General features: G+C 40.5%; 10 protein-coding genes. 8 read left to right on the plus strand and 2 right to left on the minus strand.

The annotated features are described in order from the left end of the window. Position 1 precedes the first annotated feature (1 nt). The 5 genes from QBK89_RS07900 (at position 2) to QBK89_RS07920 (ending at position 5,987) form a co-directional block, all read left to right on the plus strand. Positions 2–1,027: a sugar kinase gene (locus QBK89_RS07900; RefSeq protein ID WP_284140498.1), complete on the plus strand. Its 1,026-nt coding sequence runs from the start codon at positions 2–4 to the stop codon at positions 1,025–1,027. A gap of 6 nt (positions 1,028–1,033) precedes the next feature. Next, positions 1,034–1,744, plus strand: coding sequence for a GntR family transcriptional regulator (locus tag QBK89_RS07905; protein WP_284140499.1), 711 nt, complete (start codon positions 1,034–1,036; stop codon positions 1,742–1,744). Positions 1,745–2,023: 279 nt separating this feature from the next. Then, positions 2,024–2,836 carry a lytic polysaccharide monooxygenase gene (locus tag QBK89_RS07910; protein WP_284140500.1) on the plus strand — a complete coding sequence of 271 codons (813 nt, stop codon included), beginning with the start codon at positions 2,024–2,026 and terminating at the stop codon, positions 2,834–2,836. Positions 2,837–3,025: 189 nt separating this feature from the next. Beyond that, positions 3,026–4,939: a beta-N-acetylhexosaminidase gene (locus QBK89_RS07915; RefSeq protein WP_284140501.1), complete on the plus strand. Its 1,914-nt coding sequence runs from the start codon at positions 3,026–3,028 to the stop codon at positions 4,937–4,939. A gap of 19 nt (positions 4,940–4,958) precedes the next feature. Further along, positions 4,959–5,987: a lactonase family protein gene (locus QBK89_RS07920; RefSeq protein WP_284140502.1), complete on the plus strand. Its 1,029-nt coding sequence runs from the start codon at positions 4,959–4,961 to the stop codon at positions 5,985–5,987. A 197-nt stretch (positions 5,988–6,184) separates the two neighbouring features. On the opposite strand, the gene betA is transcribed toward QBK89_RS07920, so the two are convergent. Beyond that, the gene (gene betA, locus QBK89_RS07925; RefSeq protein WP_284140503.1) at positions 6,185–7,870 is read right to left on the minus strand and encodes a choline dehydrogenase; all 1,686 of its coding nucleotides are present in this window, start codon (positions 7,868–7,870) and stop codon (positions 6,185–6,187) included. A gap of 264 nt (positions 7,871–8,134) precedes the next feature. Beyond that, positions 8,135–9,592, minus strand: a complete 1,458-nt coding sequence (gene betB / locus QBK89_RS07930; protein ID WP_284140614.1) for a betaine-aldehyde dehydrogenase — start codon at positions 9,590–9,592, stop codon at positions 8,135–8,137. 471 nt (positions 9,593–10,063) lie between these two features. Here betB and QBK89_RS07935 point away from each other — a divergent pair, with 471 nt between their 5' ends. The 3 genes from QBK89_RS07935 to QBK89_RS07945 all read left to right on the plus strand — a co-directional run bounded on the left by QBK89_RS07935 (position 10,064) and on the right by QBK89_RS07945 (position 12,691). Further along, positions 10,064–10,963, plus strand: a complete 900-nt coding sequence (locus QBK89_RS07935) for a glycine betaine ABC transporter substrate-binding protein (protein ID WP_284140504.1) — start codon at positions 10,064–10,066, stop codon at positions 10,961–10,963. 264 nt (positions 10,964–11,227) lie between these two features. Beyond that, positions 11,228–11,812 (plus strand): choline uptake/conversion transcriptional regulator CudC, encoded by a 585-nt coding sequence (gene cudC / locus QBK89_RS07940; RefSeq protein WP_284140505.1) that lies wholly within the window; start codon positions 11,228–11,230, stop codon positions 11,810–11,812. 486 nt (positions 11,813–12,298) lie between these two features. Then, entirely contained in the window at positions 12,299–12,691 is a 393-nt protein-coding gene (locus QBK89_RS07945) for a (deoxy)nucleoside triphosphate pyrophosphohydrolase (protein WP_284140506.1), read from the plus strand. Positions 12,692–12,705 lie beyond the last annotated feature (14 nt).

Here is a 12,705-nt window from a genome sequence, read left to right on the forward strand (position 1 = left end):
AATGATAGGAGTGAACAAACGTATTAAAGCCTATGGTGAAGTTATGATGAGACTTGAGGCGCCTGATTATTTAAAGCTGGAGCAGGCACGGACCTTGAAGGTTTTATATTCAGGCACAGGGGTGAATGTATTAAGCGCTCTATCAAGATTCGGCCACCAGACATCGCTCCTGACAAAGCTGCCAGATAATAGTGTAGGAGATGCGGCAATAGCTTATATTCGGTCACTAGGTATTTCAACGTCTGATATTGTACGGGGTGGAGCTTATATCGGCATGTACTTTCTAGAGAAAGGGTTTCATGTAAGAAGTACTAACGTGACGTACTCCAACCGTAAGGAAAGTAGCTTTTGTACGTCTGTTCCAGAAGAATATGATTTAGAAGCTACATTACAGGACACATCCATGGTTCATTTTTGTGGAATCATGCTCTCTATTTCGGAGCAAATGCGATACAATGCATTATATGCAGCTGAAAAAGCAAAGCAGCTAGGGAGCTTCGTTGTCTTTGATTTTAATTATCGACCAAAGCTGTGGGAAAAAAGCGATGTGCAAGCAAAAGCGTGCTATGAAAAGATGCTTGGGCATGTTGATGTATGCTTTATGACAGAGAAGGATGCACGATATATCCTGGAAATGGGAGATCGCGAGCTGACAGATCGGAAGCAGCAGATTGAAGCGGTCATTCCTCTCGTATCGAATCGTTATCATATTCCAATTATTGCAGGTACAATGCGAGAAAAGGACCCTGATGGAAAGCATAGCATTCAAGGATATATGTATCATGACGGTTCTTTTCATTACTCCACAGTGTATGAGTATAAAACGCTGGAACGGGTCGGTACAGGTGACGCATTTGCGAGCGGCATCATGCATGGGCTAATAAGTGAGCACGCTCCTGCAGAGATGGTTGAATTTGCGATAGCATCCTGTGTGCTGGCCCATACAACTTACGGGGATTCCCCAATTTGCACGGAGGCTGAGATTTGGTCTTTGGTCAACAATACAGATGTAGAGATGGAAAGGTAGATTCTTATGAAATTAACGTTAAAAAAAGGCCCACTATATGTACAAGTGAAAGAGATTTTAAAAAAGCGTATTATTAGTGGCGTCTATCCAAAGAACAGCTTAATTCCATCAGAATTGGAATTAAAAGAAGAGTTCAATGTAAGTCTCATAACGATTCGTCGCGCGGTGGAAGAGCTTTCGCATCAAGGATATGTCGAGAAGCGGAGCGGTGTAGGAACGACTGTCTTAGATAACCATGCTGTTTCTAAATTATCTAAAGGACAACGATTCTCGGAGTATTTAATAAAAGAAGGCTATCACTTAAAAAAAGAATCTGCTTCTCTTTCTACCGTACACCTAGAGGAATCCTCAGAACTAGCAAAGCATTATGGGAAAACATGCAATTGTGTTGAAAGGCTTTATACGTTGAATGACAAGCCATATATTCATTTTAAGCATTATATTCCAAAGAACGTCACATTGCCTGATAACCCGGATGCGCTTTTAGACTCTTTATATGAAATCTTTTTTCAACAAGGTATTACCTTTCATCGCTTCAAGGATGAGTTTGGCGTAGAAGTTCCGGATCAGTCGATTGCTGACGCGCTGGAAATAGAGCGAAAACCACTTTTACACCGGATTAGATATTCTTATGACGTAAATGAAACACTTATCGAATACTCGGTGGCTGTTTATAATACAGACATTCATCGATATGTCGTTAACTTTGATGTGTAACCATTAGCCGCATAAAATCTATCTTCGTAAAGGGTACGCCCTTTATGGAGTAGTAGATGTTATTTTGTCGGAATATTCGATATTTTGTATTTATATTATTTTTAATATAAATAATTTAAAGCGAAAGGTGAATACGATCTAAAAAGAAAGGAGGGTGTCTTACGTTTAAACAATCACTCTAGTTCTAGAAAACTTTTTCTGTAAAAGGGATACTACAAGTTGAAGCTACCGAATCAATAAACATATCTTTCGCTAAAAAATGATTTTAGGAGGCTAAACATGCGTTTATCGTTTTCGAAATTGATGGCAATTCCTTTTGGTGTATTGATGATGGTAATCAGTTTCATGGTGTTTGCTAGCACGGTTTCCGCTCACGGCTATGTTAATCAACCGCAGAGTAGAGCGTTGTTATGTGCGGATGGTGCGAATTATGATTGTGGGCCAATCATTTATGAGCCACAAAGTCTTGAAGCACCAGGAAATTTCCCAATAGGTGGGCCACCAGATGGCAAAATTGCCAGTGCGAATATCTTTTTTGAACTAGATGAACAAACGGCTGATAGATGGGCGAAGGTGCCAATGACGAGCGGTCCTTACACGTTTGAGTGGACCTTAACGGCAGCACATGCAACAGAAAAATGGGATTACTATATTACGAAGGAAAACTGGGATCCGAATGCCCCTTTAAAGCGGTCGGATTTTGAAAAGTTTTGTACCGTTAACGATAACGGCGAGCGTCCGCCATTTACAGTAAACCATGATTGTGTTGTGCCAGAAAGAACAGGATACCATGTTATTCTTGCTTATTGGGAGGTAGCTGATACAGCGAATGCTTTTTATAATGTCATTGATGTAAACTTTGACGGTGGATATGTTGAACCGGGTAATCCTGGTGACCCAGGTACGGAGGATCCGCCAGCTTGGGATGCAAATACAACCTATCTTGGTGGTGATCGTGTGACCTATAATGGGGCTGTCTATGAAGCAAAGTGGTGGACACGTAATGAAACCCCGGGAGAAGCAACTGTGTGGCAATTAGTCACCAGCGGAGCGGGAGTACCGAACACGTTTAGTAGTTTACTAGCATGGTAACGACATTGTTTCTATTAATAGAGGATAACGTAGATAAGCGTTTAAAATAAATGATTTCCGAACAGCCCCTTTTTCCGTTTCCCCCTGGAAACTGGGGCTTCCTTTGTGAAATAGTAGGAGCTCGGAATAATAGAACGATAGAAAAATAAATGGATTAATCTGAAAAATCCAAACAAAGGAGAGATGGAATTGAAGCTAACGTTTACAGGTGATGTAGCAGAGGTGTTAGACGGTATTTTAATTCTTGAACAGCAATTAGACTTTGAAGTAACCGATGATCCTAACAGCCTTCCAGTTACGATAAAAAAACAACCAGGTCCTTATACAAGGTTGAAAGTATCGTTATCAGAAGGAAAGGGAGAGATTGTCTATGGGAAAAATACGTCTTTTTTTAGAGGGCTAGGTTTATTTCTGGAGCATTGTTCAGCTTCAGATGCGTTTGAAATAGAGGAAGAGGCACAATTTACGACGATTGGACCGATGTTTGATTTATCGAGGAATGCGGTAATGAAGGTCGATCGTTTTGAAGAGATGTTTCAAACGTTGGCGCTAATGGGGTTCAACACAGCGATGCTATATATGGAGGACGTGTATGAAATTGAAGATGAACCGTATTTTGGCTATATGCGTGGGCGCTATTCTTATGAAGAACTAAAGCGGTTGGATGATTACGCTAATCAGTTTGGTATTGAACTCATTCCTTGTATTCAAACGTTGGCACATTTAGAGGAATTCCTAAAGTGGCCTGCTGCTACCCATTTAAAGGATACGAGGGGCGTTTTGCTCGTTGAAAGCGACGCCACCTACGATTTTCTTGAAAAGATGATTGCGGCTGTTAGTAAGCCGTTTCGCAGCAAGCGTATTCATATTGGTATGGACGAAGCCGAAGAGCTGGGAAGAGGGATTTATTTAAACGAGCATGGCTATAAAGAACGCCTGCATATTATGATTAATCATTTGCAAAAGGTGTTGGATATTACTGCAAAACATGATTTGAACCCGATGATGTGGAGTGATATGTTGATTAAGCTTGCTTCAAAAAGCGGGGATGCTCATTATGATTTATCAACAGAAATTCCACAGGAAATGGTTGAGATAATGCCTGAAAATGTAACATTTACGTACTGGGATTACGCCCATACAAACGTCGAGCATTATGTAGCAATGATTCAAAAGCATAAGGCATTTGGAAGAACCCCAACGTTTGCAGGCGGAATCTGGGTTTGGAATACTTTTGCGACCAACTACGGTCTATCCTTGCCAGCAAGTGATGCGGCTTTACAAGCTTGTAAGGAAGAGGGTGTGCAGGAGGTTTTTGTAACGTTATGGGGAGATGATGGCTATGAAAATAACTATTTCACCGCATTACTCGGGTTGCAAATGTACGCAGAGCATGCTTATGCCAAGACATTAGACCGGGATAAATTAAAGCAACGACTCGCATTTTGTACAGGGCTGGATGAAGAGAACTTCCTCTTGCTGAATAAACTCGATACACCTCCAGGAGTAGAAGAGGATAACAAAGAACAGACGAATCCATCCAAGTTTTTGCTATGGCAGGATGTGCTATTAGGGGTATTTGATAAGCATATTGAAGGATTGGATTTAGCACCTTATTACAAAGATTTAGAAGAACAGTTCAAGTGTTCAAGAAACAAAGCCCATAAGTTGGATTATATTTTTGATGTACCTGAAAAACTAGCAGGTGTACTAAGCTTGAAGGCAACGGTTGGTGTTGAATTAAAGGCTGCGTATGATAATGATGAGAAGCGGGAATTACGCAGGATTGCAGAGGATGTTCTACCATCAATTTTGGAAAAAGTTGAGGACTTACGACAGGCGCATAGAAGGCAGTGGTTATCGATGCATAAGCCTTTTGGGTGGGAGGTTATCGACATTCGTTATGGTGGGGTGAAAACGAGACTCGATACAGCCATTTATCGTATTAACGCTTATTTAAATGGCGATATTGATCTAATCGACGAATTAGAACAGGAGCGCTTATTCTATCATAATATAGAAAATTCAACGGGGCTTGGCTGGTCTAGCTATTATTATCGTATGGCATCTCCAAATGTGTTCTTTCACGTACTACCAATTTAATCACAAAGGATGAATCAATATGGCTTTTCAGCGAAACGGATATATTGTATTTGCCGGTACTTATGGAACTGAAAAAGATAAGGCGATCCAGGTTTTAACGCTTGATAAGATAGGGCAATTTGGAAAGCGGTTGTCCTATGTACAAGGAATCGCTAATCCTTCCTATCTGACAGTCAATCAAAATCAGGATACCCTCTATGCGCTCAGCGAGGTAGCGGACGGTCACGTAGTTTCCTATTCGTTTGATAACGTTACGTACACGGTACAGGAAAAAAGCAGTCAGCAAGAGGATGGCGTCGAAGGACCATGCTATATAATGCTTGATGAGAATGAGCGCTATCTGTTTGTAGTGAATTATGGTGGCGGATCGATATCGGTGTATCGATTGGCGGATGACCATCGGATTCTGGAATTAACCGATCACCATACGTATTCATCTGGATCCCATCCACATATGATTGTGCAACTTCCAGGTACCGATCGCTTTGTCGTGACAGATCTTGGGAGTAATAAACTCTATTTATATGAATGTACGGAAGGTAAGCTTACACGCATTCAAGAATGCGCAGCCACTCCCGGTTCCGGTCCAAGACATGCTGCTGTTCTAGCAACGCATCGGAAAATATATGTTGTAAATGAATTTAATTCACAAGTATCCGTTTATACGTATGATTCGACTTTTTCTAGTCTTGAATTAGTTCAGGAAATAGATACGATAGCTGAACCGATTGAAGTGAACAATTATGGTGCAGATATTCATATTGCTTATGAAGCATCCTTTTTGTATACATCGAATCGAGGCCATGATAGCATATCGGTGTTTCGCATTGGTGATGATGGCTTATTATCCTATGTTGACTGTGTAGCTGTGGAAGGGAAATGGCCTAGAAACTTTGCTATCACACCTGATGAAAGGTATATGCTCATTGCCAACGAGCATACCGATTCCATTGTCGTAATGGAGATAGGTGCTGATGGGATTCCAGCTTATACAGGTGAACAATATTCGATTCGGGCGCCCGTCTGCTTGAAGGTGTTTGCGATGTGAGGCTTAAAGTGATGAAGGATACTAAACAATGCTCACAGATTCAAAAGACAAGGTGGATCATATTAGAAGTATGGTGAACAAGTGTCACAAATAATGATAAACGAAAGTTAGGATAAGGGTCTAATTTCATTTCCTTTCCTACAAACAAAAAAGACCGCTCCCATAACAGGAACGGTCTTCTTTAACCCATCACCAACTTACCCCTCAATCGTCCCAGCATCTACTGGATGGACACCATGACGGTAATAATCTTTATACTCCGGCTTCAACGGTTCAAGTCCAAGAATAATATCAGCTGCTTTTTCTGCCAGCATCAATACCGGAGCATGGATATTTCCATTGGTTGTAGTTGGCATGGCAGATGCATCCACTACCCGTACATTGTCCAGGCCATGAACTTTCATGGTATTTGGGTCAACGACAGCCATTGGGTCAGAGGCTGGCCCCATTTTAGCCGTGCATGATGGATGAAGTGCTGTTTCTCCGTCTTTCTTGACCCACTCCAGAATCTCTTCATCCGTTTGGACAGATGGCCCAGGTGAAATCTCACCCGTGGTGTAAGGTTTCAAAGCGGGTTGAGAAAGGATGTCCCGTGCGACCCGTATTGCTTCAACCCACTCGCGCCGATCCTCTTCGGTAGATAAATAGTTACATACGATACTTGGATGCTCAAAAGGGTTACGTGATCGGATCTTCACGCTTCCTCTCGAGTTGGAATACATTGGTCCGACATGTACCTGGAATCCGTGTTTTGTATCGGCCTTTTGCCCATCGTATCGGACAGCTAGCGGTAGGAAGTGGAACATTAGATTTGGATAATCAACTTCCTCATTGGAACGGACGAATGCGCCACCTTCAAAATGATTCGATGCTGCTGGTCCAGTACGACCAAGTAACCATTGCAAGCCGATCCAAGGCATTTTTGCTTTATTTAAACTCGGCTGCATAGAAACTGGCTGTGGACATGCGTGCTGGATATATACCTCGAGATGATCCTCTAAGTTTTCCCCTACTCCTGGTAAGTGTAGAATCGGATCGATGCCAAGTGAGCGTAAATGCTCTGCGTCCCCTACACCGGACAATTGTAATAGTTGCGGCGTGTTGAAGGCGCCACCGGAAAGAATTACTTCCCCTGCGTTAACGTGATAGGTTTTTCCATTCCTTTGATACGTTACCCCTTGCGCTTTGGTACCCTCAAAATTGATACTTGTAACAAAAGCTCGTGTTTCTACAGTAAGGTTTTTGCGACGCATCGCTGGTCGTAAATATGCCCGTGATGCAGAAACTCGTCTGCCATTATGCACTTGACTGTCAAATGGGCCAAAGCCTTCTTGCCGAAAACCGTTTACATCGGGTGTTCTTGCATAACCAGCTTCCACACCCGCATCGAAAAAGGCCTGGAATAAAGGATTTGTCGCAGGTCCACGCTTTAATTTTATTGGCCCTCGATGTCCGCGGTACTCATCCGTAGAATCGGCTCCAAAGGCTGTTTCCAATCGCTTGAAATACGGAAGACAATGGGCGAAGTCCCAATTTTCCATTCCTGGTTCAGATCCCCATTTCTCGTAGTCCATCGGGTTCCCGCGTTGATAGATCATGCCATTGATCGAGCTTGATCCTCCAAGCACCTTTCCTCTAGCATGTGCGACACGACGCCCATCCATGTAGGGCTCAGGGTCTGTAGAATAGATCCAGTCATAAAAGCGATTGCCTGATGGGAACATTAAAGCTGCAGGCATTTGAATAAATAAATCCCAAAAGTAATCATTGCGCCCTGCTTCCAGAACAAGCACAGTCTTATTCTTATCTGCACTGAGGCGGTTACCGAGTACAGATCCTGCACTTCCGCCGCCTACAATTACGTAATCATAAGTTTGATTCATGCAATATACCTCCTTGAAGATAGTTGAATAGATTTTAGCAATCTGACATACGATATCTTCCATTTATATTTTATTAAGTTTATTCTATTTATTAAAAATTATTTTAACGATTTGTGCGCAAGCAATGCACCATGATGTTTTTACCTTGTAAATCATGGCACAGCTTCTCTTTTGGGGAATCCGCCAAGAAGTATAGCGGAAAACTCCTTATAGCTCTAAACCTTCCTAATTAAGAGGACTTACAGCTATGAATCTATCAAAATCTTACTTAAACCATTTAACAGGTTCAGGTTGCTTGTTGCGAAAAATGTGTTTTACTTCGGTATATTCCTCGATGCCTTCCCGTCCAAGCTCCCGTCCAATGCCTGATTGTTTATAACCACCCCATGGTGCTTGGGCAAAATAAGGATGGAAATCATTGATCCAAACGGTGCCCATTCGTAACCGTGCGGCAACAAATTCTGCCTTATTCAAATCCTGCGTCCATACAGCACCAGCCAAACCATAAATCGTATCATTCGCTAATTTGACAGCTTCTTCTTTGGTCTGGAATGTTTCTACTGTTAATACTGGTCCGAATACCTCTTCCTGGACAATACGCATTTCGCTTGTGCAGTTTGTAAATATGGTAGGTAAATAGAAGAAACCGCTTTGCAATTCAGGGTTATCTGGGCGTTTACCGCCAACAGCAAGCTTGGCACCTTCTTTTTTACCTATTTCTACATAGTTTTCCACTTTCGCACGGTGTTCTGCCGAAATCATTGGCCCGCTTTGTGTACTTTCATCAAAGCCATTACCCAATTTGATTTGTTTTGTTCGTTCAATTAGAGCTTCAACAAATTCATCATGGATGCTTTCTTCAACTAAAAGCCGTGACCCCGCAGAGCAAACCTGTCCTGCATGAAAAAATACTGCATTTAACGCCTGGTCAACAGCTGTCTCAAAATCAGCATCGGCAAAGACGATATTCGGATTCTTTCCACCAAGCTCGAGGGCGATTTTTTTTACATTATGACTCGCTGCCTGCATGATTGATTTCCCTGTTTCAATGCCACCGGTGAATGAAATTAAATCGACATCATGATTAGAAGCTAATTCCGCGCCGACAGATTTTCCGGAACCAAGTACTAAGTTGGCAACACCTTTTGGTATACCAACCTCTTCCATTAGTTCAAAGACTTTCACGGTAGTTAATGGAGTAATCTCACTCGGCTTCATCACAAGGGTGTTACCAGCTGCCAAAGCCGGAGCGAGCTTCCATGCGGCTTGGAGTAAAGGGTAATTCCATGGGGTGATTTGACCACAAACGCCGACAGGCTCACGAACGACCTTGCTTTCACTGTTTGGTATTGGTGAGGCAATGACTTCACCGCCATCTTTATCTGCCAGTCCACCAAAATAAAAGAAAACATTCGCAATGTCGGCCATATCCGCACGGCTTTCTTCGACAGTTTTACCTGTATCCAATGTTTCGAGTTCAGCTAATTCCTCCAGATCCCGCCGGATTAATGTACCTATTTTGTAAACGAGCTCCCCGCGTTCGCTGGCAGGTAATGTGCTCCAGCTACCTTCATCAAATGCTACTCTTGCAGCTTGAATGGCTGCTCGCGCATCTTCTGCATTTCCTTCTACAGCACGTGCAATAACTTCTTGATTATATGGGTTAATGATATCCCGTGTTTCTCCGGATTTGGCATCTAGCCATTCACCATTTATATACATTTTCTGTAATTTCACAACAACACTCCTTTAATGTTTATTGTTAAATTTGTTAAATAAAAATTAAACATTATTAATATAACAATCGTAACAATAGTTTAATTAACGTGTCAAATAAAAGCAGACAGAGTCTAGTTACTAACCAATGAAGCTGAATATAACGAATGAATTCCTAAGAAATACGTTTGCAGGACTTATTTTTTTATCCTGAAAAATTATAAATCTTCTCTAACCCTGATAAAACAATAAGGAAACTAGATGAAAGATCTAATTCGATTTGACAAAACGAAATATTTCGATAACCTATTACATGTGGATAGTTTATTAAATAAAAATTTAATAAATTTATTTTATTTAATAAAAGGGGAGGGGAGAAGACGAATCATCTACGTAATTTAAATCCACTTCTGGGAAAAAGGGGAGTTTTTACTAGATGTTTGCCGAAAATCTAAATTGGAAAGGTGTTTATAATCAATGAATGTTAAAAGAGTTGGTCAATTAATTTTAGTTACTCTAATATTTGTTGTACTCGCAGCGTGTGGTTCAACTAGTGAAGATGCAAATTCGGATAAAAACTCTGGCGAAGCGAAGGACAGCAAAGGGACAATTACGATTGGACAAATCAATTGGCCTGAAAATATTGCAGTTACAAATTTGTGGAAGACAATTTTAGAAGATGAAGGATATGAGGTTGATTTAAAACTTCTTGAAATGGGGCCACAGATGGCTGCGTTAGCCTCAGGAGATTTAGATGTCGCACCAGAAATCTGGTTGCCGGTTCAGGATAAGAGTTACTTTGAAAAGTATAAGGACGAAGCTAACTTTTTTGAAAATCCGTGGTATGACAATGGTAGAGTTGGGTTGGCTGTTCCAACGTATATGAAGGATATTAACAGCATTGAGGATTTGAATAAAAACAAAGATAAATTCGATGGAGAAATAATCGGCTTTGAGTCTGGAGCAGGAACAATGCTGGTTGCTCAGGATGTTATTGATGAATATGGACTTGATTATAAATTGTCACCGAGCAGCACAGCAGCAATGATTACATCTATTAAGAATGCGGTTAAAGATAAAGAACCGATTGTCGCTCCATTATGGAAACCACATTATATATTTTCTGAAGTGGATCTGAAGTTCTTGGAGGATCCGAAAAAAACCTTTGGTGAAATAGAGCAGATCTATATGGCAACCCGGAATGGATTTGATTCCGATCACGAAAAGGTCAGCAACTGGCTGATAAACTTTAAATTGAATGACGAGCAGCTTGGTGATTTAATGAATAAAATTAAGGAAAATGAGGAAAACCCGATCGAAGGCGCCCAAAAATGGGTGGAAGAAAATCAGGATGTCATTGACAAATGGATGAAGTAAACGAAAATCAAGAGACGATACTCGATAAGAGAATCGTCTCTTTTGTAATGGAGTGAAGTATTAGATAAGAATCTAGTGCTGAATTTATTTGCTTCTTTGCATTACAAATTATAAAATATAAGAAACGTTTAATTTATTACAAACTAATTAAACAAACTCTTGTTTTACGATAACAAGTATAAATGATGGTAAGAATGATAGGAAAAACTTCTGTACTTGCTTCAAGATGAGGCGAATGCAATCTACAAAAAAAGAGGTGCCACCATGGTAGGAAACCAGAAAAATTCCCCCAGTGAAAATGCAAACGAAAAAATAGAACAGGTTGAACGGATGATGATTAATACGATTTCAGAAACGATGGATCTGTATGGCGTTACTCCTTCAGTGGGGCGTTTGTACGCAACCATGTATTTTAAACATGAACCTATTACCCTGGATGAAATGAAAGACGCACTTGGGATGAGTAAACCGAGTATGAGTACTTCCGTCCGAAAACTCCAAGAAATTAATATTGTTCAAAAGGTATGGCAGAAGGGCTCGAGAAAGGATTCATTCATAGCTGAAAAGAATTTCTTTAATTATTTTTCTCAATTTTATGGTATGAAATGGGAACGAGAAGTGAGTATGTATTTGGTTAGCCTCAAGAAGGCCCAAGCACAACTTAAAGAAATAATTGAAGATAGTGAAACAGATGAAGCATCAAGAGAAAAAGCTGAATTGGACTATCAGCAACTTGCAGATGCCATGGTCTACTATCGGTGGTTGGACAAGCTAACCAAGCTTACTAAATCCGGTGAAATATTTAACTATATACCAGTAGACGAAGCGGATGAAAGGGATGAGGTGTAGGAAAGATCGTGAGTGTTTATCGGAAATTTACTGATAGATAATTCTTCCGATAACGCCTCTTGTTCCAGTTAATTTCTAGTTTGTTAGGATCCGTCCCTTACTGTGTATCATTTTAAGGGAGAATTCACGAAACTACTAAATGTTAACATATCATTAATATATGGGAAGAGACTATCAATGGAAGTCTCTTTCCTTTTTAAAACTATAATATCTCCAAATGTATTCTTTTTCGTTACTGCCCATTTGAAGAAAGAAGTAGCTTAAGGGCGATCCTTAGGTTTCGTCCCTTTTAATGTATACATAATTAGTTATTAATCTGCTTGTTAATGAAAATATGCAAGATCATATAATAACAGACTTTATTTATATTAATTGTTAGTACTTTTGTATAGCTGCATCTGGTAAGCTGCTAGTAACAAGGTACCCCTTTTAAAGAACTATTCTAGTATAATTGGTACTAACATTAGCAAATAGGAGAGATATTAATTGGAAAAGAAGAATATTCATGTAGTTGGCGCAGTCATCATTAAAGATAATAAAGTTCTTTGTGCCCAAAGAGGACAAACGAAAACGTTGGCTTACAAATGGGAATTTCCTGGTGGTAAGATCGAACAGGGAGAAACACCCAAAGAAGCGTTAAAGCGTGAGATAGTAGAGGAAATGAAATGTAATATCGAGGTCGGAAATCAGGTTGATCATACAGTTTACGAATACGATTTTGGGATTGTGCACTTGACTACATATTATTGTACTCTTCTTGAGGGTGAACCAGTATTAACTGAGCATATCTCGATAAAATGGTTACCAAAGCAAGATTTACAAATGTTAGATTGGGCTCCAGCAGACATTCCTGCGGTCGAAAAATTAGCAAATAAGTAGTTTATTAATGAAAT

This window comes from Virgibacillus sp. LDC-1, from assembly GCF_030137545.1.
Classification (GTDB): domain Bacteria; phylum Bacillota; class Bacilli; order Bacillales; family Amphibacillaceae; genus LDC-1.

Excerpts from the sequence above, each read along its gene's own strand:
- betA (WP_284140503.1), bottom strand. The coding sequence starts at position 7,870 with ATGAATCAAACTTATGATTACGTAATTGTAGGCGGCGGAAGTGCAGGA.
- QBK89_RS07900 (WP_284140498.1), top strand. The coding sequence starts at position 2 with ATGATAGGAGTGAACAAACGTATTAAAGCCTATGGTGAAGTTATGATG.
- QBK89_RS07905 (WP_284140499.1), top strand. The coding sequence starts at position 1,034 with ATGAAATTAACGTTAAAAAAAGGCCCACTATATGTACAAGTGAAAGAG.
- QBK89_RS07935 (WP_284140504.1), top strand. The coding sequence starts at position 10,064 with ATGAATGTTAAAAGAGTTGGTCAATTAATTTTAGTTACTCTAATATTT.
- QBK89_RS07920 (WP_284140502.1), top strand. The coding sequence starts at position 4,959 with ATGGCTTTTCAGCGAAACGGATATATTGTATTTGCCGGTACTTATGGA.
- QBK89_RS07910 (WP_284140500.1), top strand. The coding sequence starts at position 2,024 with ATGCGTTTATCGTTTTCGAAATTGATGGCAATTCCTTTTGGTGTATTG.
- cudC (WP_284140505.1), top strand. The coding sequence starts at position 11,228 with ATGGTAGGAAACCAGAAAAATTCCCCCAGTGAAAATGCAAACGAAAAA.
- betB (WP_284140614.1), bottom strand. The coding sequence starts at position 9,592 with ATGTATATAAATGGTGAATGGCTAGATGCCAAATCCGGAGAAACACGG.